The following is a 22682-nucleotide window of genomic DNA, read 5'->3' as shown; positions in this document are numbered from 1 at the left end:
TGGAATGCCCGAAGTCACGACGGTCACCCTCACCGGTGGCACGTGGCTCAGTGCGGACCAGGGCTCGGCGCTCTTCGATGGCAAGCCTGGCAGGGCCTCTCGGATCCGGCGCACAAGCTCGCTGGTGATCACGATCACCCTGGCCGATGCTATCGTCCCGGGGATCATCGCGATTCTCGGCCTCAACATTCCGCCGGGCGTGCAGGTCAGCGCTGCCGGCGCGACCGGGACCACTGTGCGTCTGCCGGACGGCAGCGTCTGCGCCTGGTTGTTCCCGCAGGCCAGCGCCCTGGTCTCGGTGGTGTCCGTGGAGATCGCCACCACGGCCACCAACGTGGACGTGGGCGAGATTGCGATCTTCCGGGCGGTGGACGTTGGTATCAAGGACGGTTGGGCCGTGGCCACGATCGACGCCAGTGTCCATGCCCGGACCAAGGGCGGCCAGGTCAACACGGTTCCCGGGGCGCTGTACCGCCGCCTGACCTGCACGTTGTCCGGCCGTTCCACGCCGGTTGTGCGCGGCAACGGTCTCGGCGGTGTGGATTGGGAGATGATCGGGGCCGCTCTGTCGGGCCGGCGGCGCTCCTGTGTCGTGCCCCAGTACCGGGATATGGTCACGAAGGCATTTGATCCAGCACTGGCGGCGCGGTCCGCCCTCTATGGCTTCCCGACCCAGCTACCCAGTGCCGAGAACATCAGCCGGCAGTACTTCTCGGGATACATGGAGTTTGAAGAAGTACCAGCATGATGCTGGAATGGCCGCACCTTCCATCAAGGACGATCTATGAAAAAGAACTCCCTATGCTTGCTCGTCACTTGTGCGCTCGGGTTAGCGACCCCTCTAGCAGCTCAAGAGAACCCACTACAGCCTGTTTGGGAGCGTGCTTCGAAAGAACGCGAAAGTCCTGCCCCCTACACAGGGAAGTACTGCGACTATTCGCAGTTCAGCGGCTTGGAATTCACATTCTCCCGCGACGAAGTCTATCGAAAGTATGGATTCCAGCACTTTTCAAAGACTGTAGATGGGTTTGAGAGTCTTCCCTTTGACGAGTACGCGGGGAAGAGGGGAAAGATCGGCCGGGAAGCTGGCGCCTATGCCAGGGAGGTTCTCGTTGAGGACTGCTCCTCCGCATACTTGCGTAACGCGAGAGAGATTGACGCGGAGGACGCGATGGCATTCGGAATCGAGTTCGCTGTGGCTCCGGCCACTGCGTGGGTCGTCACAAATGAAACTGATCGAATGACGGACGCGAAGTCCTGCCATGTAACTCCACAGACCGATCGGCTGCCATATCCGATGTTCTTCTATCACTCGAAAGAAGGGTTTTCAGTGGCTGTTGTCGGTGGTGACTTCCCCGGTAAGAGCACAACGTTTCGTGTGGACAAGAATCGCGCAGTTTCTGAGGTCGATGGCCTAAGCGGTCAAAGGGCTCAGGCACTTGTGGCACAGATCCGGTCGGGCGGGGGGCGTCTACTTATTGGTGCATATCAATGGCCCTATGAGTCGGAAGTAATCCGAGAGTTCAATCTTTCAGGCTTGGTCGAGAAGCTGAATATCTGTAAGGCAGCGGTTACCCGCTAGCACGTTCAGCGACGGACCAACGCATGTTCATCGAAAGCCCGCTTTGAGCGGGCTTTTTTTATTGAGGAAGCCATGAGCCTATACACCCTCACCGTCGATCTACTGCTCAAGTCCGGCTCTTTCGAGCGGGACAGCGGCAAAGCGGCCCGAGTAGTTCAGCGGGACATGTCTAGCATTCAGTCGGCAATGTCTGAGGCTGCGCGACGTGGTGCCGATGACGTGGCGGCAGGGTTCCGTCGCGTGACACTGGAGGCGGTCGGGATGGGCTCGGCTCTGGCCGCAGTCAAGGCGACAATCGGCCGGGCTGATGAATGGACCGGGATGAGCAACCGTATCCGCCTGGTCACCGCCTCGCAGGCCGAGTTTGTTGCGGCCCAGCAGGATGTGGTCCGGATCGCAAAAGCGACGTATCAGCCGTTGGACGCCACGGCCAGTCTCTATCAAAACCTGGCAATGGTTCAGGATCGACTCGGCGTAACGGGCGCGCAGACAGCGCGGATCGTGGAGACGGTGAACAAGACGATTGCCATGTCGGGTAGTAGCGCAGCTGCGTCGGAGGGCGCGCTTACTCAGTTTGGCCAGGCTCTGGCGGCAGGTACGCTGCGCGCAGAAGAGTTCAACTCGATGGTCGATGGCGCATCCAAGCTGGTGCAGACCATTGAAGACGGCATGGGCATTGCCCGCGGCAGTCTCCGCAAGTTCGTGGTGGATGGCGGTGTCGCAGCCGATCAGATCGTCAACGCTCTGCTCAAAATGTCTGACGGCGTTGATGACTCATTCGGGAAGATGCAAGTCCGTGTCTCGCAGTCGATCACCAACCTAAATACCAACCTGACTGAGATGATCGGCAGGGCAGATGAGGCAACGGGGGCTTCCCAAGCGCTTTCTGCGGGCATTGGGGCGCTTGCCAACAACTTGGAAGTGGTGGCGGTGGCTGGTGCTGCCGTGGCATCTGGCCCACTACTGAAGGCCCTACTGGCGCGGGTGGCTGCTGCTAACGCTGGCATGGCAGCAGATCGGGCCGCAGCCGCGCAGAACGTCGCCGCGGCCCAGCAGCTGGAACTGCGGACCCGAGCGGCAATGCTTGATGCTCAGGCGGAAGTGGGGCGGGCTGCTGCAATCGGCGGTAGTGTGTCCGTTAGCTCCAAGGCCGCAGCGGCGACCCTGGAACATCGGCAAGCCGTCATCCTGCTTGCACAGGCCCAAGGGCAGGCCGCTGCCGCGAATGCCGGATGGGTTGCTCGTGCGGGTGCATCGACGCTCGCCATGTTGGGTGGTCCAGCCGGCATCATCACCATGCTGGCCACAGCTGCTGCCGGTTGGTTGATCTTCCGCGACAACACCAAGACGGCATCGGCTGCTTTGGTCGACTTTAGCGGTGCCGCCGATACGGCAATTGAGAAGTTCAAGACCCTTAATGCTCAGATGCAGGCAGGTGAGATCCTTCGGCTGCAGAAGGAAATGTCCAAGGGCTATGACGATCTAAACGCTGCTGTAAATCAGATGGTGGCCGTGTCCAGCACGGAGATTGGCGGTCCGCGTTTCAAGCTCTACGTTCAAGAAGTCGGACAGCTTCGAGCAGAGTTTCAGGCAGGGAAGATTACTGCGGACCAGTTCAGCGCATCGCTTGCTGCTGCAAATACGCAGCTTCTTGAAGGCGCTCCGGCTGCCAAGCGCATCAGTGACAAGTTCACTGAACAGACGGCCTCCGCTGCATCCTTGGCTCAGAGCTATGAACAGCAGAATCGTTTGTTGACGGCATTCACGGGTGCTACAAACCAAGCAACGACTGCAACCGACGCTCTGTCGGGCTCGTTCAACGTCCTGGGCGATTCGGCCGGCGCCGCCGGCAAACGGATCGCATCGGCGATACAGTCGCTCCCGGGTCAGCTCGCGCGCGTGGGAAAGAGTGCGGCCGAGGTCGCCAAGCTGGACGTGGGTGACTGGTTCAAGGAGGCCCAGGCCAGCGGTGTCGACTTCTCCAAGCGCGATGACCCCAAGGTCAAGCAGTACCTTGAACAGGGCGCCCAGTACATCCGGCTGCAGACCGAGCTGGCCGCGGCGCAGAAGAACTTCACCGAATCGCGCAAGGCTTCGTCGGCCGCAGAGCGTGCGGGAGCGAAGGACTGCAAAGCCGACGCGGAGGCAATCAAGCGCTACGGCGAGCAGGCGGCGATGGCTGCCGCGACCATGGCTGGCCCGCTGGCTGAGGCCACCGAGCGCCAGAAGCAGCTCGAGGACAAGCTGAAGGAAGCGCTCAAGGAAGGGCGCATCGAGCGTGCCGCGTACAACACGCTCCTGCTGGAGTCGCAGAAAGCGTTGGAGCAGTCCAGCGCTGAGATCAAGAAGGCCCTGGCCAGTCCGGAATCGCTGCTGGCGACCATGGACGCCGAGGTGGCCATGCTCGGCAAGGTCGGGCGTGCGCGAGAGCTGTCGCGCCGGCAGATGATGAACGAGCGCGACATGCGGCAGGAGCTGCAGAGGGCCGTGGAGGCGGCAGGCAGCAAGGAGGAGCTGGCCAGGAGGAAGGGCGTTGCCTCCTATGAGGCGTATGAGCAGTCCATGCTTGCTGCGGCTCGCGCCTCGGCCGATCTGTCGCTGCGGGTGGAAGAGGCTGCAGCGAACGTAGAAGCATGGGCCAACGTACTGGTGTACGGCGTTGGCGATGCCGCCGATGCTATGGCCGACTTCGTTGCTGGCGGCATGCGCGACTTCGACAACCTGTGGGACGACCTGAAGGACGCCGCCAAGCGTGGCCTGCGCGATCTCGCTCGCGAGTTCCTGCAGCAGAAGCTGGTGATCCCGATCCAGACGCAGATCCTCAACGGGATGAGCGGTCAGGGCGGTGGGCTGAACCTGCAGAGCTTAATGGGGTTGTTCGGCGGCAACGGCTCTGCGGCCGGTGGCCAGAACGTGAGTACGGTGGCCGGGCTGCTTTCCAAGGGCCAGGGCCTGTTCGGGTTCGGCCGTTCCGCCGGGGCCGCAGCGGGAACCCTGACAGGCTTCGGCGACGTGACCAGCATGGCCGGGATGACCGGTTCCAGCTTCTCCGGGTTGATCGGTGGTGGCAGTGCAGGAGCCGGCGCGGGTGCGGCGGGTGCAGGCGCTGCTGGCTCAGCAGCGGCGGCGGTCCCCATCATCGGCTGGATCGTCGCCGGCATGATGAAGAACGCCCAGTTGTTCGACCAGGGCTGGAACATCGCCAATGGTGAGAGCTGGGCCGGCAAAATCGCCACCGCCGGGGCTGTCGGCTTGGCCGACAAGGGGTTCCGCGCCTTGGGCTTCAACGACAAGGTCGCGTCGATCCTGTCCGGCTCCAGCATCCACGCGAAGCTGTTCGGCCGGCAGGCTCCCAAGGTCACCGGGCAGGGCATCACGGGTAGCTATGGCTTCGGCGGATTCGATGGCCAGAGCTATGCCGATATCAAGGCCAAGGGCGGTCTGTTTCGCAGCGACAAGAAGTGGACACAGTTCGGCGCGCTGGACCCTGGCATCGATCGCACGTTCGATATGGCCGCGCGCCAGGTCCGCGGTGCTGCAACCGATCTGGCCAAGCAGCTGGGTGTGGATCTGACCCAGAAGCTCGGCAGCGTGCGTGTAGACCTGGGCAAGCTCCAGTTGTCGGCGGACTCCACCGAGGCCAAGGCGCAGCTGGAGGCTTACCTCGCGGACATGACCAATCGGTTGTACACCGAGGCAGTCAAGGCGGCGGGGTTCGGTGGCCAGCTCGACGGCTACTTCGAGTCGGCGGACGTGTTCACCGCGCTCAGTGCGTCGATCGCGCTGGCCGTGGGCAATGCCGATGAGCTGGGCCGAGCACTCAACGGGCTGGAAGTCGACAAGGTCAACAAGGCGGTTGACTACTTCCAGGACCTGGCCGGCGTCGCCGGCACGGACTTGGCCACCCAGGTGCAGAAGGTGACCGGGCTGCTCGGCAACTACGCCAGCCTCATGGCCGATGTGAGCACCCAGCTGATGACGGCCAACCTGACGCAGTACCAGTGGCAGGCGCTGCCGATCGAGCGCACGTATCGCCAGCAGGTGAAGTCGGCCAACGACTATGCCAAAGCGCTCGGCTTGTCCGGCGCTCGGGCTGAGGACCTGGCCAAGATTGAGGCGCTTCGTGCCACCAACATGGGCAAGCTGCAGGCGCAGATCGACAAGGACAAGAAGGCCATGCAGTACGGCCTGTCGATCAGTGACCTTTCGCCGCTGACGGACCAGGAGAAGCTGGGCGAGGCGATGAAGGAACTGGAGCGGGCGGTGTCCGGTGGCGACACCAGCGCCGCGCAGGCGGCCGCTCAGGCCGCGCTGGGCTTCGGTCGGAACCTGTACGCCAGCGGGCAGGACTACAACAGCCTGTACGGCCGGGTCACCGGCCTCATCGATGGCATGAAGATCGGCGACCTGAACACCCAGGACGGCACCAGCATGGGGACGCTGGCCGACGCCATCGAGGCGTTGCCGGACAACTTCAGCCGGGCCGTGTTCGACCTGGTCGTTAACAACGACGCTCAGACGCAAACCACCGCCGCCATTCAGCAGAGCAACGCTTTGCTCGCCGAACAGAACCAGCTGCTCCGCCAACTCGTTTCCACCACTACCCAGGGCGTACGCAACGCCAGCAGTTCAGCGCTGCGCGAAGCACTCAACGCGAGGTAATCAGCAATGCAAGCAAGGAAACTCACGCTGGTGGAAATCGGCGTGGGCGGGCTGCCGTCCGCGTCTCCGGTGGCGCCGCGCTTTTCCACGTGGTTCCCGGTGCCCTTCAAGGCGCCGGACGTGCCGCCGGCGAATGGGGTCAATCCTACGCCGGTGGCCGACGGCGTCGTGCTCGAATGGGACGCCGTCGATCTGGAGGGCGTGGTCTACGTCATCTCGCGCAGCGAGAGCCAGGACGGCCCCTGGACGGAGATCCACCGCACCACCGAGACGCGCTATGTCTATAGCGACGGCAGCGGCAAGACGTGGTGGTTCCAGATCACCCCGACCGTGCGCGGCAAGACAGGCACCGGAACCGTGGTGGGTGTTGTTCCGCCCACGACCTCCAAGGACCTGGCTGAGCAGCAGGCCAAGCTGGCGGCGGAGATCAGTGCCCGCATCCAAGCGATCGCAGACGAGGCGGCTGCTCGCGCCGCCGGGCTGGCACAGGCGGCGCAGGACCTGATCGCGGAGGCGCTGCTGCGGCAGCAGGGCGTGACCGAGGCCATGCAGGCGATCAGCGCGGAAGCCCAAGCAAGAATCGACGCCATCCTGAATGAAAAGCTGGCGCGCGAAGCGGCGATCACCCAGGAACAGCAACTGCGGCAGAGCGCCGACGAGTCACTGGCCCGCTCGGTGTCGGAGGTTGCAGCCGGCAGCGGCACGCAGTTCGACAGCATCGAGATCTGGCCCTTCAACCAGACGACTGACGGATGGACCGGCAACGGCGCCCCGACGCTCGTGGATGGCTGGCTGCGGCCCGCCAACCATGCCACCGCGCCCTGGGTGCAGTCGCCGGTGGCCTTGGCCGTCGATGGCAGCGCCTATCGCTTTGTGAAGCTGCGTCTAAAGCGCGTGGGATCGCCGACATGGAAAGGCCTCCTGCAATGGATCACCACCGTTGATCAGGATTGGAACGCGGCGAAGAGCGCCAGTGCTCGAGAGCCTGTATGGGACGGTGATGGCGTGGCCACGATCGACGTGCAGGACGTTGCCTGGTGGCCGGCAACCATCGACGCAATCCGCCTTCAAGTCGGGGATGCTCAGACCGTCGCGGACTACTACCTTATCGACTACGTTGCGGTGGGGCGCCCGCAACCCGGCGCGTCGGTCGCCCTGGTGCAGGAGGAGACCCAAGCCCGAATCGCTGCGGACGCAGCCGAGGCGCTCCAGCGATCATCGCTTGCCGTGCAAATGCGAGGTGATTACGAAGGAAGCGACGTGACGGGCGTGCGCTCGGGCCTGGTGGCCAGTGAGCGTGATGCACGTATCAACGGCGACGGGGTCAATGCACAGGCAATTCAGCTGATCAACGCTCGTATGCCGGATGGAAATGGCAAGACAGCAAGTGAGGCGAGCGTCCAGCAGCTGGCACAAGCGAATGCGGCCGAGCACGCCGCGATGGGACAACAGATCGATCAGATCGGTGTGAGCCTTGGTGAAAAGGCTGATAGTGCGGTTGTGGCTCTGCTTCGGTCAGAGGTGAATACGATCGACGGGCAGGTACGGGCAAACTCGCAGAGCCTCACCAGCCTTACCGATCGAGTGGCCTTCACGGAGGGCGGCGTCGCCGCCAATTCGTCGGCTATCAGCGGGCTTGCATCTACGGTAAGCCAGCACGGCGATACGATCTCCGCCCACACACAGCAACTCACTCAGATAGGCGGGAAGGTCACGGATCTGGAAGGCAAGGAACTTGCCAATTCCTCGGCTATCCGTGGGCTCACCACCCAGGTGACACAGCAAGGTGGGCGACTTGACAGTCAGGCTGAGCAGCTCATGCAGTTGTCGTCGCGTGTTGGCGATGTGGATGGCAAGACCAACGCCAACGCATCGGCGATTGGCGGGTTGACGACGCGCGTCACGGAGACTGAACAGGGCCTCGCCGCGCAGGCGACGCAGACAGGCCGGCTTGAGGCAAGGTTGGACTCGTCCAACCCGAACCTGCTCCAGAACCCGAAGTGGTCGGACGGTCTGACGAATTGGGTAGGTACTGATGGGATTATTGTTAGCTACACCGATTGGAGCGGTACATTTCTGCAACTCCTCGCTCGCCCTGGTGACTACCGCTACCTGTTCCAAGCAGTCCCCTTCGGTGGAGCTTCCTACACTCCGTTCACCGGAAGCGTAGACATGTACCGCAACAACGTTCGCGGTGCAGTGTTTGCGCAGATGGAGTTCTTCGACGCTGCCAATAACCGCATCGGAACGACTCCCCGTGCAGACGCAACCCATACTCCGGGCACCTGGAAGCGTTACGAGTTCACTGGCGAAACTCCCCCGGGTTGCGCCAAGGTGCAGATCGTAGTCTATAGCTACGACACCGACTCCAACGCGTCATTCCGTCGTGCCAAGTTGGAGACGGGTCGATACGCTACTACCTTCGACGAAGGCCGTAACGTAGATGCACTTTCTAGCGGCTTTAGTACCCTAAACGCGACCGCTACGCGCCATGATGGTCAGATCACGGCCAACGCCAGCGCGGTGCAGGGTGTGCAGGCACAGCTTGGTGGCAAAGCCGATTCGGCGGTTGTAGTGACGATGGACGCAACTATGAAGTCGCTGGGTGCGTCTGGCAACCTACTGCCAAATTCCACCTTCCCAATGTGGAATCGCAACGGTTGGAGCTGGTGGGGCAACGCGGGTGACTGGTTCAACGAGCTTGGGAATCCGACCGGCGGCAACGCCTGGAACCAGCCGGGTGTCACTGGTTTGGGTTCGGTAGCCAAGGGCGGCACGGCAGTGGGTGAGATTCGAGTGTTCGGTATGGATACCGACGTTGCAATCGAACCCGGCAGAACCTACGCCATTTCGGCATACATGCAGCTTCACCGCTGCGACTCGCAGCTGGCATTGTTCTTCTATGATTCTGCGGGCAACCAGTTGGCATCGCCGTCCAGCACCTGGGTGCCGTCGAATTGGGGCAACTCCGCCACCAGTGGCCTTACTAGCCTCCCGCGCCCCTTCGTGATCTCCAAGGCCCCGCCGGGCGCCCGTCGTGCGCGCATGGCGGTCTACATCCGCGCAGCGGCAGGTGCAGATACGTCTGCTCCCTACTTCTGGATGTTCCGTCCGATGTTCAGTCAGGTCCTTGACGGAGCATCCACCGCGCCAGCGTGGACAGCAGGCGGCCAGGAGGCATCCGCACAGTGGGGAGTGAACGTGCGTGCTGACAAGAAGATCGGTGGCGTGCAGCTATCCGCTACGGGTGAGATATCTGCCTTCGACGTGCTGACTGACATGTTCCGTGTGTCATCTCCAAGCGCCGGTATGCGCACTGAGTTCAGCGACGGAAACTGGCGTGTTTACGACCAGAACGGGCGTCTGCGTATGCGATGGGGGGTTGTGCCGTGATCAACCAAGAAGGGCTGGGAACCCGGCTCTCTGCAACCGACAGGAGGCGGCATGCAGATTGTGATGGAAGTGAACGATGAGAACGGCAATCGGCTATGGGACCTCGCCAGCCGGTTGGGCCTGCTGTGCGGTGTGGCGTGGTCGGATTCAACGCCTGGCAATGGCTTTGCTGCCAATCTGCCGCCTGGGGAGTTCTTCTATATCCCCATCATTCCCTCCGACTCGCTGGGTTACGTTCCCGTGATCGGCTACGCGAATGGTCGGGTGTACTGGGCACTGAACAAAAATGGCAGCGGTCAGTTCGTCGGCACGATCAAACCGGTCAAGTTCTACTACGGAGTGCGGTGATGGCAAAGGCCACAGTAGAGATTTTTAGCGACGCTGGGACCACGCTGATTAGCGAGGACACCCCGTCGCTGGTGCTGAAGCAGAAAATACGCATCGATGTTTCGCCGGTGACCTACCCAGGAAACAACCCGGGGGGCAACTGGAAGTATGCAGAGATGATGATCAATGCCGAGGCCCCGATGGTGGCATTTATCGGTGACCCGTATCCGTTCTTCCCTCAGCTTCAGGAGATCGGTCCGAATCAGTTCAGGCTGACGCTGTGGACGAACACGCCAGCGCGCCTGCAAGGCTGGGCGTATGTGTTCGATCGCCCCGCCAACGAAGATGCGCAGTACCTCGCGTTATGGGATGCGAACGGGCGGCTGACGTACGCGTTGGGTGCAAAGCCCATGCGGATCATCGGTGTAGGCGGCGTCTTTCCCAATGGCGGTATGGAAGAGGATAGGTTTCCTGACTTCACCGGCAAGACGGTCGCCGGGGTGATCTGCGCGCCGGCGACCAGCACGTTCCAGAACAGCTTCACCGTGATGGGGATCGGCAACGGGCAGGGCGTTAGCGGGAAGCATGGCCTGTTCGGCAACGCGATCACCATCCCGAAAATCGGGACTGGCGGCTCACCAAACCAGGCCGTGGTCGGGATCGTGATGGCGGTTGACGTAACGAACTACTGATCTGCCGCGATCACATGGCCTGCACGTGAGGCGGCGCCAGATGAGGGCATGTGCTATTCCGCCCAGATCACCGCCGCCTATCAGAAGCTGGTCCGGATGACCGGCGCCACCCTGTCGCTGCAGGAGTTCGCCGCGCTCTACGCGCACGACCCGGGCAAGAAGCGGCCCAAGACGCCGAAGGCCATGGATGACGCCTTCCGGGCCGGCGTGAGCCCGGCAGAGCTGGCGGTCTGGGCAGAGGTCGAGCAGTGGAACCGGGCCGAGGCCGCCCTCCTGGAGCAGGAGCTGTTCGCGAACCGGAAGCGGCTGGCCGACGCTGAGCGCGCGCTGCAGGTGAAGGAGACGAAGAAGGCCCGCGAGGACGTGCGGATTGCCGGCAACAAGATCGAGCGGGCCAAGGCGCGGCTGGCGGATCTGCAGCGCCTTGAGCCAAAGGACCGTGACAGCCGCATCTTTCCCGGCGTCTATGCCCCGGTGATCGTTTCCGAAGCAGGGAAGATGGTCATCAAGCCGATGCGCTACCAATGCCGACTGGCCGGGAAGCCGGCCAACTACGACCAGCGCTTCCCCGGCACCTACAACGCCCGTCGCGACAGCCTTGAGAAGTTCTGGGCGCCGGCGTTCGGCCACACCCACGGGCTGATGGTGGTGGACACGTTCTACGAGAACGGCGAGGGGCCGGACGGGAAGAACCAGGTGGTGCAGTTCACGCCGCGCACTGGCGAGCCCATGCTGGTAGCGTGCCTGTGGTCGCACTGGAAGGATCCGGCCGGCAAGGAGCCTGATCTGCTGTCGTTCGCCGCGATCACAGACGACCCTGAGCCCGAGGTGGCCGCGGCCGGCCACGACCGGACCATCATCAACATCAAGCCCGAGCACGTGGATGCCTGGCTCAACCCGGACCCGGCAGACCTAGCCGCGCTGTACCGGATCTTTGACGATAAGCGGCACCCGTTCTACGAGCATCGATTGGCGGCGTAGGGAGAACCCCGAACGTCAGCGGGTGGTTGCCCGATACCGAGCGTCCGCCGGTCCGGGCATTCTGACTGTGCCGGATCCGGGGCCGCAGGCAGCTCAACCCGGGGGCGCGTGAGCAGCGCCGCGCCGGCACCCATCTGGAACGATTCAGGCAGGTCGCTGCCGCGTTCGCAGGACCTGCGACGGCCGGCTGTATCCTCCCGACCATGCCGCTCCCCGCCGACTTCAACTGGACGACCAGGTCCGCCAGCCGCCCGGATGAACCCCTGACCGTGGTCGCCTGCCACGGGGTGTGGGTGGTGGCTATGGCCCAACGGGTGAACGACGGCATCTGGATTGCCTCGCTGGATCGGCACCGGCATGGCCCTGGCGGTCCATTCCGCTGGTGCAGCAGCTACGAGCAAGGCCGGGCGGGGGCTGAGCTGTGGGTGGCCAGGCACGAGGCACGACTGCGCGAGGACGTGGCCAAGATCCGGGAATACCGGGAGGCGATCGCGGGTAATCGCCTACTGAAGGACAGCCTGAAGCCGCCGTTCGGATGGATGGGATAGGCCGCGTTTAGGCCGCTGGAATGGCCGGATATCCGTTCCGCAAAATTCCCGTGCCCCTTGTGGCTCAAGGCATTCAACCGGATGTTTCGAATGGCAAAGCGGAACGGATGGCGGCGTAAGATGTTGAAAGTAATCGAATTTTCACGTGACTTTTAATCTTTTGGTCGAAGGTTCGAATCCTTCACGGCCCACCATTGCATCCAATGACCCAGGTCATTCAGAAAGGCACCGTAATGCGGTGCCTTTTTTGTTGCCCTGGTCCGTGGCCTCTACTTCGCCCGCATTCCCTTGGCTTTTGCGGCCGCCGCGTCGGCAGCTTGCTGTGCGGCCGTCGCTGCCGCATTCGCGGAACGCACGGCTTCCGCTTGAGCCGCGTCAAAGTCAGCCCGGCGCTGCGCGCTGATCCGGCGTTCCAGTTCTGAATATGCGACGTAGCTCTCCGGATACTTCGCGACGCAGGCTTGCTGCAGCAGCGGGATCGCGTGGTCGGACAATCCCGGTTGGAGGTGGGCGAGCAGGCAGTCCGCATACGCTGCGGATGCTGGCGGAGTGCTGCTGGACTGCGGTGAGGCGGCGGCAAGGGTGGTGGCGATCAATACACTCAACATGGGAACCTCCTTGTGGATATGAGCGTGGCGGCGACCAGTCCTTGAGCCAAAGTGCCCGTTGCATGACCATCACCGGCTCCATGGTGCTCCAGTTCCGGCAGATCGGCAAAGTGCCGCGAACGACAGTGCCTCCGGCGGTCTATGCTCGGCATCTTTCCCAGGATGGGCCGTCCCATGCGTCTGATCGTGCTGTCGCTGTTGTTGTCCGTCGTCTCCGCCGCGCCGCTGATGGCCGCCGAATCCGCGTCGCCCGCCGCCGCCACGCCGCTGGTCATCGGCGAGACCTTCACCATCGAGTCGAAGGCGCTGGGCGAGACCCGTCGTATCAACGTCTACCGCCCGCAGCCGTGGGGGCTGGACCCGAAGGCACCGCTACCGGTGCTCTACATGCCCGACGGCGGCATCGGCGAGGACTTCCTGCATGTGGCCGGGCTGGTGCAGGTGCTCAGCGGCAACGGCAGCATGCGTCCGTTCCTGCTGGTTGGCATCGAGAACACCGAGCGCCGCCGCGACATGACCGGCCCCAGCAAGGACCCGCAGGACCAGAAGATCGCGCCGCGCATCGGCGGGTCGGCGGCCTACCGTACCTTCCTGCGCGATGAACTGATGCCGCAGGTGCGCCAGCGCTACCCGACTACCGACGAACGCGCGTTGATCGGCGAGTCGCTGGCTGGCCTGTTCGTGGTCGAGACGCTGCTGCAGGAGCCGACGCTGTTCAACAGCTACATCGCGCTGGACCCCAGCCTGTGGTGGAACCGTGGCGCAATGCTGGCCGGCGCGGCCAAGCAGCTGCCGGCGGTGACGCGTGCGCAGCCGCGCGTGTTCCTGGCCAGCAGTGGTCAGCCGGAGCTGGCGGCCTCTGCCGCACAGTTGGCCACGCTGCTGCAGCAGGCGTCGCCGTCGCCGCTGGTGAAGTACCTGCCGCTGCCGGAGGAAACCCACGCCACCATCTATCATCCGGCCGCGTTGCAGGCGCTGCGCACGCTGTTCCCGGCGCCGCCGCCGGCCTCGCCCTGACCGCACTGGTACCCGCCTGTACACCATGCAACGATGCGGCAGCGGCGCCATCGGGTGCGCCGCCCGCAACGGGAGCGTGTGGATGCAGCGTGTGCGTGGATGGAGTGTGGCGGCCTGCCTGGCCATGAGTGGCTGTGCGATGTCGGTGGCGCCGCCCGCAATGCAGAGTGAAGCGAAGGACAGTGCGCCGACTGCCACGCCGGGTGTGGTGCTGCCGGACACGGAAGCGCTGCGCGTGCACGACCCGGTCGGCCGCGACTATCCGGTCTGGGTGGCGCTGCCGGCCGACTATGCGGCGCATCCGGAAAAGCACTACCCGGTGCTGTACGTGACCGATGCGCTGTACAGCTTCCCGCTGGTGCGCAGCGTGCGCAACATGGTCGGGCAGAAGGGCGTCAACATCGAGGATTTCATCCTGGTCGGGCTGCCGCCGCAGGAAGGCCTGACCTCCAAGCAGAGCCGCTCGCGCGATTACACGCCCAGCGACCCGGCGCGTACCGATCCGCGTGATTACAGCGATGACGTCAGCTACGGCGGCGCGGCGCACTACCGCGATTTCCTCGCTGGGCAGGTACTGCCGATGATCGATGCGCGCTACCGCACCGATCCGGCGCGGCGTGCCTATGCGGGTCATTCCTATGGTGGCCTGTTCGGCGCCTATGTGCTGACCACGCGCCCGGACATGTTCCGCACCTACATCCTGTCCAGCCCATCGCTGTGGTTCGACGACCATCGGGTGCCGCGCATGCAGGCCGAAGCCAAGGCGCCGGCGCAGTCGACCACGGTGGTGCTGTCGGTGGGCAGCTTTGAAACGGTCAAGCCCGAACCGCGTTACTTCACCCGCAACGACATGCTGCGCCACAACGCCGAATTCGCCGAGCAGCTGCGCAGCAGCGGGCGATCGTTGAAGGTGGAGAACATGGTGATCGATGACGAGGATCACTTCACCGTCTACCCGGACATGATCACCCGCGCACTGCTGAAGGTGTTCCCGGGTACCGGACCGTACAGCAGCGGTTGATGAATGCCTCAGGCCGCCTGTGCATCCGGCCCGGTCAACACGCCCACATCGGCGTGCCGGAAGCACAGCCGGATGGCGTCGAGCAGCTCGCTCATGTTGTACGGCTTGGGCAGGAAATGGATGCCGTCGCGCAGCTGCGGCAGCACCTGGTGCTGGTCCATGCCCGACGTCACCAGGATCGGTAGCTGGGGATAGAGGCCGCGGACCCGGTTGGCGGCTTCAATGCCACTGATCGCGCCCAGATTCACGTCGGTGAACAGCAGGTCGAAACGCTCACCGGCGGCCAGCAGGCCCAGCGCCGCTTCGGCAGAGCTCACGCCCACCACGTGGCAGGCCTGGCTTTCCAGCGCCAGCCGGCTCAGTTCGCGGGTTTCCTCGGCGTCCTCGATGAGCAGGACGCGGGGTTCAACGTGGCGCTTGGACAGCAACATGACGCTACAGCTCCGGAAAGCAGCAATGAAAAGGCGCGCAAGTATGCGCAAGTCGGGGGTGATCCCGGCGTGCACGCCAGGCTAAGTGGGCGTTACAGCGGGCGCGAGCGTCGCCGGCGTACCTGCCAGGCCAGCACCGCCACTGCCAGAAGCGCGGTGCCGATGCGCAGGCTGGTGGCCTGCCAGCCGAGCGCGACGGCGTCATCCAGGCTGAACACATTCCAGGCCAGGTTCATCGATACGTGCAGCACCAGGCCACACCACAGGGTGTCGCCGTCCAGATGATCCAGCCAGGCGAAGATGAAGCCGCCCAGGGCGATCACCGCGCCGACGAACAGGGCGGTGCCGCCGCCGTCGAAGCCGCCGAAACCCAGCCAGTGCACCCAGCCGAACAGCAGCGCCTGCGGCAGCGCGAGCAGGGGCCATGGCCCGCGCATGATCTTGACCAGCAGCACGAAGCCGAGGCCGCGGAACAGCACTTCTTCGGCCAGTGGGAACAGCGCAGCGAGCATCGTCGCATCCAGGGCGGTCAGTGCGGTGTTGGGCGTGCCCAGCAGCGCCAGGCCCAGCCAGCACGGCAGGCTGGCCAGCAGCACCCACATCGGGCCGCTCCAGCCGTTGCCGCGCAGCCCCAGGCTCGCCATCAGGCCTACCCCACGCGGGCGCAGCAGCGCGGCCAGCAGCAGGGCCAGCAGCACGGCCAGTGCGTTGTCGAGCAGGCTGCCGCCGTAGGCAATGGGCAAGGCGGGAATCGGCGTGCCTGCGGCGGCCGCGATATCGCGCAGATTCAGGCCAACGCCGACACCCAGCAGCACCAGCAACAGGCGTGCGGTGGTGGGCAGGCGGGACAACACGGTCATGTACGCATTCCCTGCGGAACAAGGACGCAGCGTGCCACGCGGTATGCATGTGGACACGCGCCGGAAGTCCCTGTGCCATCGGTCATGCGTTGCCGCACAGTCATCGCGGTGCAGGTACAGTCGAAACCAGACCGACAGGAGCAATGCCGATGCTGTGCCCCGTGTGCAAGACCCAGACGCTGCAGATGGCCGAACGCCATGGCATCGAGATTGATTATTGCCCGAGTTGCCGCGGTGTGTGGCTGGATCGTGGCGAGCTGGACAAGATCATCGAACGTGCGGGCGCCGGTGCTGCAGTACCTCCGCCAGCGCCCGTGCAGGCTCAGCCGGCGTCCGCGCCGCCACCGGTGATGCACCGTGATACCCGCCACCTCGGCCAGCGCTACGAGGACAACCGGGGACACGGCTACAAGAAAAAGAAGAAGGACAGCTTCCTGTCGGAGTTGTTCGATTTCTAGTTTGTAGCGTCGAGCCATGCTCGACGTTTGGCGCTAACAGTCGAGCAAGCTTCACTCTACATGGGGCGCGTGATCACGGCCGCCGCAGGATGAACTCGCGGTCGCGCGTGTCACCGACGATGAAGTCGTACTCGCCAACCTTGCTGCAGCCATAGCGCGCGTAGAAGCGCTGTGCGCCGAAATTCTCTTCCCACACGCCCACCCACAGGGTGCGGCGCTGCGGCTGGTCCAGCCACGCCATGAACGCGTCCATCATGCGTGCACCATGTCCGCCGTTCTGGTGTCCGGCCAGGATGTAGAACCGCTTCAGTTCGATGTCACCCTCGCATGCATCCGTGTGCGGCAAGGTGTTGGCACCGGCGGCCAGGTAGCCGACCACGGCGTCACCGTCCAGCAACAGCCAGATGGCACTGCGTGGGTCGGACAGTTCGATGCGCTGCGGTTCGCTGCTGTAGTGCGCCTGCAGGAAATCGTGCAGCTCCTGCGGCGGATAGGAATCGCCCCAGGTTTCGTTGTACGTGGCGATGGCGATCGCCGACAGCGCGTCGACATCGGCAAGGGTGGCGCGGCGGATCTGCAACGACATGGCGGTGCCTGCATTGGAACGTGGCGCAGTGTAGCCGGCCCCGGCGGCTGCCGGGGCTGGCCATTGCTCACGATCCGCTGCTCAGAACCACATGCGCACGCCGGCCACCCAGCGCGTGTCGCGCGCGTGGTCACCGGCATAGTCGGCGGTGTCGCCAAAACTGCGTTCGTGACTGATGCCGATGTAGGGCGCGAAGCGACGGCTGAACTCGTAGCGCAGGCGCAGGCCGGCCTCTACCTTGTTCAGGCCACGGCCGATGCCGTACTCCTGCTCGTCCTTGGCCGCAACGGTAGCTTCCAGCAGCGGCTGCAGGATCAATCGGTTGGTCAACAGCACGTCGTACTCGACCTCGGCCTTGGCCAGCACCTGGCCGCCGGAGCCCATGTACAGCGTGGCCGAGCTTTCGAACTTGTACGGCGCCAGACCCTGGATGCCGATGGCCGCCCATGTACGCGAGTCGGACGGGCGGAAGTCCTGGCGCACGCCGACCAGCACGTCCCACCACGGCGACACGCTGCGGCCATACAGTGCTTCCAGTGACGACGATTCGGTGCGGCCGCGGCTGCGTTCGCCATCGGTGCGCAGCCACAGGCGGTTGATGTTGCCGCCGACCCAGCCGGTGGCTTCCCATGCCTGGCCGTTGCTGCTCTTGCCATCCCAATGCTCAAGCCGGTCGATCAGCAGCAGGCTGTTGATCTCCGGCGCGTGTTCCATCGCGCCATGCGCGATCGGCGGGAAAGCGGCGGCGCGGTCGGCATCGGTCGGGACCGGGATCGGTTCGCGCGGTTCGCTGGGTGCAGGCGTGCCGTGGCCCATCGCCCCGTGGTCCATCTGCGAATGGTCCATCGCCGCTGGCTGCATCGCGCCATGGTCCATCTTCGAGTGGTCCATCGTGGAGTGGTCCATGCCGGCCTGATCCGCCGCACCCATGTCCATCTCCGAATGATCCATCTTTGAATGATCGACCGGTTCGGCCGGGGTCTTCGCGCTCTTCGCAGGCACGTTCATCGCGCCCATGTCATGGCCGGCGTGCGACTGCGCGAACACCGGCAACGCGGCGGCCAGGCCCAGGGCCAGCAGGCTGGGGGAAAGCAGTGAGCGGCTCATTCTTCGATCCTCACTTCGCGCATCATGCCCGCTTCCATGTGGTACAGCAGATGGCAGTGGTAGGCCCAGCGGCCGAGTGCATCGGCGCGCACGCGATAGCTGCGGCGGGTGCCCGGCGGCATGTCGATGGTGTGCTTGCGGACCTGGAACTCACCTTGCGCGTCTTCCAGATCGCTCCACACGCCGTGCAGGTGGATCGGGTGCTGCATCATGGTGTCGTTGACCAGCACGATGCGCATGCGCTCGCCGTAGTTCAGCCGCAGCGGCTCGGCGCTGGCGAACGGGACGCCATCGAACGACCAGGAGAACTTCTCCATGTGGCCGGTCAGGTGCAGCTCGATCTCGCGGCTCGGCTCGCGGCCATCCGGGTCTTCGAACAGGCTGCGCATCGCGCCGTAGGTCAGCACCTGGCGGCCGTTGTCGCGCAGGCCGATGCCGGGGTCGTCCAGCTTCGGTTCGGTAGCCGAGCTCTGCATGTCCACCAGCGGGTTGTTGCGCTCGCTGGCCGGATGCTTCGGTACCTTGCTGGCGGCACCGCCGCCGTGCGCACCGTGGCCCATGCTGGCGCCGCAGCTACCTTCCGTGCCCTTCATCGCGGCCATGTCGTGGCCACCATGGCCACCACTGCCCATGTCGTGCCCCATGTCGCTCATCGTCAGCAACGGGCGTGGGTCGCGCGCGGGAATCGGTGCCTGCAGCCCGTGGCGTACCGCCAGCGTGCCGGCGGCGTAGCCGGTGCGACCCATGTCCTGGCAGAAAATGGTGAACGCATCCTGGCCGGTGGGTTCGACCAGCACGTCGTAGGTTTCGGCGGGAGCGATGCGGAATTCGTCGATGCTGACCGGGTGGATGTACTGGCCGTCAGCGGCCACCACGGTCATCTTCAAACCGGGGATGCGCACGTCGAAGTAGGTCATCGACCCGCCGTTGATGAAGCGCAGCAGCACCTTTTCGCCACTGCGGAACAGGCCGGTCCAGTTGCCGGCCGGGGCGGTGCCGTTCATCAGGTAGGTGTAGGTATGCGCGTTGATATCGGAGATATCGGTGGGCGTCATCCGCATCCGGCCCCACATGCCACGGTCGGACAGCGCCGCGGACCAACCGTCGCGTTTCGCGTCGCGCAGGAAGTCGGGCAGGGTGCGCTTGTAGTAGTTGTCGTGCTCGGCCAGCTTCTTCATGCGCCGGAACAGCGCGCCCGGGTCCATGTCGGTCCAGTCGGACAGCATGATCACGTGCTCGCGGTCGTGGTGGTACGGCGCCGGTTCGGCCGGGTCGATGATCAGCGCGCCGTACAGGCCGGCCTGTTCCTGGAACATCGAGTGGCTGTGGTACCAGTAGGTGCCCGACTGCTTCAGCTGGAAGTGGTAGTGGTAGGTCTCGCCGGGGCCGATGCCGTTGAAGCTCAGGCCCGGCACGCCGTCCATGTTGGCCGGCAGCAGGATGCCGTGCCAGTGGATGGAGGTCGGGTGGCGTTCCAGCGTGTTGCGCACGAACAGGTCCACGGTCTGGCCTTCGCGCCAGCGCAGGATCGGGGCCGGCAACGAGCCGTTGACGGTGATCGCCGGGCGGGTGCGGCCGGTGAAATTGGCCAGCGATTCGCCGATGGCCAGTTCGATGCGGGTATCGCTGAGCACGGCGGGGGCACCGGCCAGCCGTGGGGTGGCAGTGGCGGCGGCGAGCGCGCGTTGCGGCACGCCGACAGCGGCGATGCCGGCGACCACGCCACCGGCGGCCAGGCCCTGCACGAACAGGCGGCGCGACGGCATGGGCACAGCACCCGGACCGGGGGGATTGCGGGTATTCATGGTGGAGACTCCAGACACGGAAAGACGCCGGCAGGCCGCCGGCTCCGGTGCGCAGGGCGCACAGTGCGTGGGGAATCAGCCGATGGGAGGGCGTGAGATCGGCGGCAGCGGCGGCGACGGGCGGCCGGTGGCCGGCATCGGCTGTGGTGCCAGCGACAACGCCGGGCCGGCCATGAACGGCAACGCCTGCACCACCAGCAGCGGGTGCTGGGCGCAGCTGCGCACGCAGTCCTTGATCTGGCAGTGGGTGTCGTGGGCGGGGGCCTTGGCCTGCGGGGCCTGATCGGCGTGCATGGCGGCGTGGTGGTGGCAGTCGGCATTGCCGCCTTCAAGGGCGGCTGCCGCGTGGGCCATCCGGCCCATTTCCTCGTGACCGCTGGCCATGGCCGCGTTCAGCCCGTTGAGCAGCAGGCTGAGCATGAGCACGACACGGAGCAGGGTCGAGGCGAGGGACATGGCGCTAATCTAGCCGCAAGCGGCCGTGGATGCACTTCCGGCTGAATGGTCGGTTCAAGGTTGGACCTGCACCAATGTAGAGCCGAACCCGCGCTCTGCTGCTTCTGCGGCCACGGCAGCCGAGCGTGGGCTCGGTGCTACAGGGAGCCCGGCGTCAGCCTTCTTCGCGCACGATCTCGACCAGGCGCGGGCCGTAGCGGCTCAGCTTGGTGCCGCCGATGCCGCCGACCCGGGCCAGTTCATCCAGGCTGGTCGGGCGCTGCTCGGCGATGTTGCGCAGGGTGCTGTCGTGGAAGATCACGAAGGCCGGCACGTTCTGTTCGCGCGCCAGTTCGGCACGCAGGCCGCGCAGGGCGTTGAACAGGGCCAGGTCCTGCGGCAGTACCGACAAGCCGGTGCGCTGCGCACTGCGCTCGCGTCCGCTGGTGCTGCTGGCTGGATCGCGGCGCATGCTGATCTGGCGGCGGCCGGTCAACACGTCACGGCTGGCATCGGTCAAGCGCAGGCCACCGTGGCCCTCGCTGTCCACTTCCAGCAGGCTGGCGGCGACCAGCTGGCGGAACACGCTGCGCCAGGTGCGCGCATCCAGATCGCGGCCGATGGCGTAGGTGCTGAGCTTGTCGTGGCCCTGCTGCTTCACCTTCTCGTTCTCGCTGCCACGCAGGACGTCGATCAGGTGGCCGACGCCGAAGCGCTGGCCAGTGCGGTAGACACAGCTCAGCGCCTTCTGCGCCGGAATGGTCGCGTCCCACGAGGCCGGCGGCGTCAGGCAGTTGTCGCAGTTGCCGCACGGCTGGGGATAGGTCTCGCCGAAACCGGCCAGCAGCACCTGGCGGCGGCACTGCATGGATTCGCAGTAGCCCAGCAGGTGATCGAGCTTGCCCCGCTCCAGCTGCTTGCGTTCTTCGCCGGCCTCGGATTGTTCGATCATCTGCTTGAGCAGTACCACGTCGCCCAGGCCGTAGCACAGCCAGGCCTCGGCAGCTTCGCCATCACGACCAGCGCGGCCGGTTTCCTGGTAGTAGCCTTCCATCGACTTGGGCAGGTCGGTATGCGCGACAAAGCGCACGTCCGGCTTGTCGATGCCCATGCCGAAGGCGATGGTGGCGCACATGACGATGCCGTCCTCGCGCAGGAAGCGGCGCTGGTTGTTCGCGCGCACTTCCGGCGGCAGGCCGGCGTGGTAGGGCAGGGCGTTGAAGCCCTGGCCGCAGAGGAATTCAGCGGTCTCCTCGACCTTGCGCCGCGACATGCAGTAGACGATGCCGGCCTCGCCACGGTGGCCGCGCAGGAAATCGGTCAGCTGCTTGCGCGCGTTGTCCTTCTGCACCACGGTGTAGCGGATGTTGGGGCGGTCGAAGGAGCTGACGAAGTGGCGTGCTTCCTGCAGATCCAGGCGCTCGGCGATCTCGCGCTGGGTCGGCGGGTCGGCGGTGGCGGTGAGCGCGATCCGCGGAATCTGCGGCCAGCGCTCGTGCAGTACGGTCAGCTGGCGGTATTCCGGGCGGAAGTCGTGGCCCCACTGCGACACGCAGTGGGCTTCGTCGATGGCGAACAGGGCGATCTGGCTGCGCGACAGCAGCGACAGGAAGCGGCCGGTCAGCAGCCGCTCGGGAGCGACATAGAGCATGTCCAGCTCACCCGCGAGCAGTTCGCGCTCGACGCGGCCGGCGGTCTCGGCATCCAGGGTTGAATTCAGGTACTCGGCACGCACGCCGAGCTGGCGCAGGGCTTCGACCTGGTCCTGCATCAGCGCGATCAGCGGCGAGATGACGATGCCACATCCGTCACGCAGCAGGGCCGGGACCTGGTAGCACAGCGACTTGCCACCGCCGGTGGGCATCAGTACCAGGGCATCATGACCGGCAGCCACATGCTCCACGATGTCCTGCTGCGGACCACGGAAATCGTCATAACCAAAGACGCGTTGGAGCAGGTCGTGCGCGGGACGGGAAGCCATCCGGCTAGTTTACCCCGGCGGGGGAGTCGGCAGGGCTGCGCCCTGCACCTGCTACAAGCCAGAGCAACGTCAAAGGCAACAGCCGGCTCTGGGGGTGATTCGTGGTTTGGTGGGGCGGTGTCGGAGTGCGGGGACGCCGCAAGTACGTCCGTGTAGGCTTGGCAGCCGCATCCATGCGGCTGACACCC

19 protein-coding genes are annotated in these 22682 nt (G+C 64.8%); 11 read left to right on the top strand and 8 right to left on the bottom strand.

Annotated elements, in window-relative coordinates; genetic code table 11:
• Nucleotides 1–4 precede the first annotated feature (4 nt).
• The 8 genes from O0K41_RS11930 (at nucleotide 5) to O0K41_RS11895 (ending at nucleotide 12185) form a co-directional block, all read left to right on the top strand.
• Entirely contained in the window at nucleotides 5–748 is a 744-nt protein-coding gene (locus O0K41_RS11930) for a hypothetical protein (RefSeq protein ID WP_164222454.1), read from the top strand.
• Between the two features lie 36 nt (nucleotides 749–784).
• Complete coding sequence (locus O0K41_RS11925) at nucleotides 785–1582, top strand: hypothetical protein (RefSeq protein ID WP_164222452.1); 798 nt, start codon at nucleotides 785–787, stop codon at nucleotides 1580–1582.
• A gap of 72 nt (nucleotides 1583–1654) precedes the next feature.
• The gene (locus tag O0K41_RS11920) at nucleotides 1655–6244 is read left to right on the top strand and encodes a tape measure protein (RefSeq protein WP_164222450.1); all 4590 of its coding nucleotides are present in this window, start codon (nucleotides 1655–1657) and stop codon (nucleotides 6242–6244) included.
• 6 nt (nucleotides 6245–6250) lie between these two features.
• On the top strand, nucleotides 6251–9637 hold the full coding sequence (locus tag O0K41_RS11915) for a hypothetical protein (protein WP_164222448.1): 3387 nt from the start codon (nucleotides 6251–6253) through the stop codon (nucleotides 9635–9637).
• A gap of 51 nt (nucleotides 9638–9688) precedes the next feature.
• Nucleotides 9689–9985 (top strand): hypothetical protein, encoded by a 297-nt coding sequence (locus tag O0K41_RS11910; protein ID WP_164186364.1) that lies wholly within the window; start codon nucleotides 9689–9691, stop codon nucleotides 9983–9985.
• On the top strand, nucleotides 9985–10656 hold the full coding sequence (locus O0K41_RS11905; protein ID WP_164186366.1) for a hypothetical protein: 672 nt from the start codon (nucleotides 9985–9987) through the stop codon (nucleotides 10654–10656). The genes O0K41_RS11910 and O0K41_RS11905 overlap by 1 nt, the downstream gene beginning before the upstream one ends.
• A 48-nt stretch (nucleotides 10657–10704) precedes the next feature.
• Nucleotides 10705–11637, top strand: coding sequence for an SOS response-associated peptidase family protein (locus O0K41_RS11900; protein WP_164222446.1), 933 nt, complete (start codon nucleotides 10705–10707; stop codon nucleotides 11635–11637).
• 203 nt (nucleotides 11638–11840) lie between these two features.
• Nucleotides 11841–12185: a hypothetical protein gene (locus O0K41_RS11895; RefSeq protein WP_164255534.1), complete on the top strand. Its 345-nt coding sequence runs from the start codon at nucleotides 11841–11843 to the stop codon at nucleotides 12183–12185.
• Nucleotides 12186–12454: 269 nt separating this feature from the next.
• On the opposite strand, the gene O0K41_RS11890 is transcribed toward O0K41_RS11895, so the two are convergent.
• On the bottom strand, nucleotides 12455–12793 hold the full coding sequence (locus O0K41_RS11890; protein WP_005410743.1) for a hypothetical protein: 339 nt from the start codon (nucleotides 12791–12793) through the stop codon (nucleotides 12455–12457).
• Between the two features lie 174 nt (nucleotides 12794–12967).
• On the opposite strand from O0K41_RS11890, the gene O0K41_RS11885 reads away from it, so the two are divergent.
• Nucleotides 12968–13810 carry an alpha/beta hydrolase-fold protein gene (locus O0K41_RS11885; RefSeq protein WP_164222442.1) on the top strand — a complete coding sequence of 281 codons (843 nt, stop codon included), beginning with the start codon at nucleotides 12968–12970 and terminating at the stop codon, nucleotides 13808–13810.
• Nucleotides 13811–13892: 82 nt separating this feature from the next.
• Nucleotides 13893–14831 (top strand): alpha/beta hydrolase-fold protein, encoded by a 939-nt coding sequence (locus O0K41_RS11880; protein WP_049449182.1) that lies wholly within the window; start codon nucleotides 13893–13895, stop codon nucleotides 14829–14831.
• A gap of 8 nt (nucleotides 14832–14839) precedes the next feature.
• Here the strand turns inward: O0K41_RS11880 and O0K41_RS11875 are convergent, their stop codons facing one another.
• The gene (locus tag O0K41_RS11875) at nucleotides 14840–15262 is read right to left on the bottom strand and encodes a response regulator (RefSeq protein WP_005414268.1); all 423 of its coding nucleotides are present in this window, start codon (nucleotides 15260–15262) and stop codon (nucleotides 14840–14842) included.
• Nucleotides 15263–15354: 92 nt separating this feature from the next.
• Nucleotides 15355–16122 carry a CPBP family glutamic-type intramembrane protease gene (locus tag O0K41_RS11870; RefSeq protein WP_099604830.1) on the bottom strand — a complete coding sequence of 256 codons (768 nt, stop codon included), beginning with the start codon at nucleotides 16120–16122 and terminating at the stop codon, nucleotides 15355–15357.
• Between the two features lie 149 nt (nucleotides 16123–16271).
• On the opposite strand from O0K41_RS11870, the gene O0K41_RS11865 reads away from it, so the two are divergent.
• Nucleotides 16272–16580 carry a zf-TFIIB domain-containing protein gene (locus tag O0K41_RS11865; RefSeq protein ID WP_005410738.1) on the top strand — a complete coding sequence of 103 codons (309 nt, stop codon included), beginning with the start codon at nucleotides 16272–16274 and terminating at the stop codon, nucleotides 16578–16580.
• A 73-nt stretch (nucleotides 16581–16653) separates the two neighbouring features.
• On the opposite strand, the gene O0K41_RS11860 is transcribed toward O0K41_RS11865, so the two are convergent.
• The 5 genes from O0K41_RS11860 to recQ all read right to left on the bottom strand — a co-directional run bounded on the left by O0K41_RS11860 (nucleotide 16654) and on the right by recQ (nucleotide 22494).
• Nucleotides 16654–17166 (bottom strand): GNAT family N-acetyltransferase, encoded by a 513-nt coding sequence (locus O0K41_RS11860; RefSeq protein WP_049404676.1) that lies wholly within the window; start codon nucleotides 17164–17166, stop codon nucleotides 16654–16656.
• 81 nt (nucleotides 17167–17247) lie between these two features.
• Nucleotides 17248–18273, bottom strand: coding sequence for a copper resistance protein B (locus O0K41_RS11855; RefSeq protein ID WP_099604831.1), 1026 nt, complete (start codon nucleotides 18271–18273; stop codon nucleotides 17248–17250).
• Entirely contained in the window at nucleotides 18270–20078 is a 1809-nt protein-coding gene (locus tag O0K41_RS11850) for a copper resistance system multicopper oxidase (protein WP_088435513.1), read from the bottom strand. Before O0K41_RS11850 ends, O0K41_RS11855 begins: the two co-directional genes overlap by 4 nt.
• Nucleotides 20079–20153: 75 nt before the next feature.
• Nucleotides 20154–20534, bottom strand: coding sequence for a CopL family metal-binding regulatory protein (locus tag O0K41_RS11845; RefSeq protein WP_049449174.1), 381 nt, complete (start codon nucleotides 20532–20534; stop codon nucleotides 20154–20156).
• 154 nt (nucleotides 20535–20688) lie between these two features.
• On the bottom strand, nucleotides 20689–22494 hold the full coding sequence (gene recQ / locus O0K41_RS11840; RefSeq protein WP_005410733.1) for a DNA helicase RecQ: 1806 nt from the start codon (nucleotides 22492–22494) through the stop codon (nucleotides 20689–20691).
• Nucleotides 22495–22682: the final 188 nt, after the last annotated feature.

Origin of the sequence: Stenotrophomonas sp. Sm2128, assembly GCF_030985535.1 — a bacterium.
Classification (GTDB): domain Bacteria; phylum Pseudomonadota; class Gammaproteobacteria; order Xanthomonadales; family Xanthomonadaceae; genus Stenotrophomonas; species Stenotrophomonas maltophilia.
The sequence above is the reverse complement of the archived record's forward strand: the minus strand, read 5'-3'. Positions and strand labels throughout refer to the sequence as shown.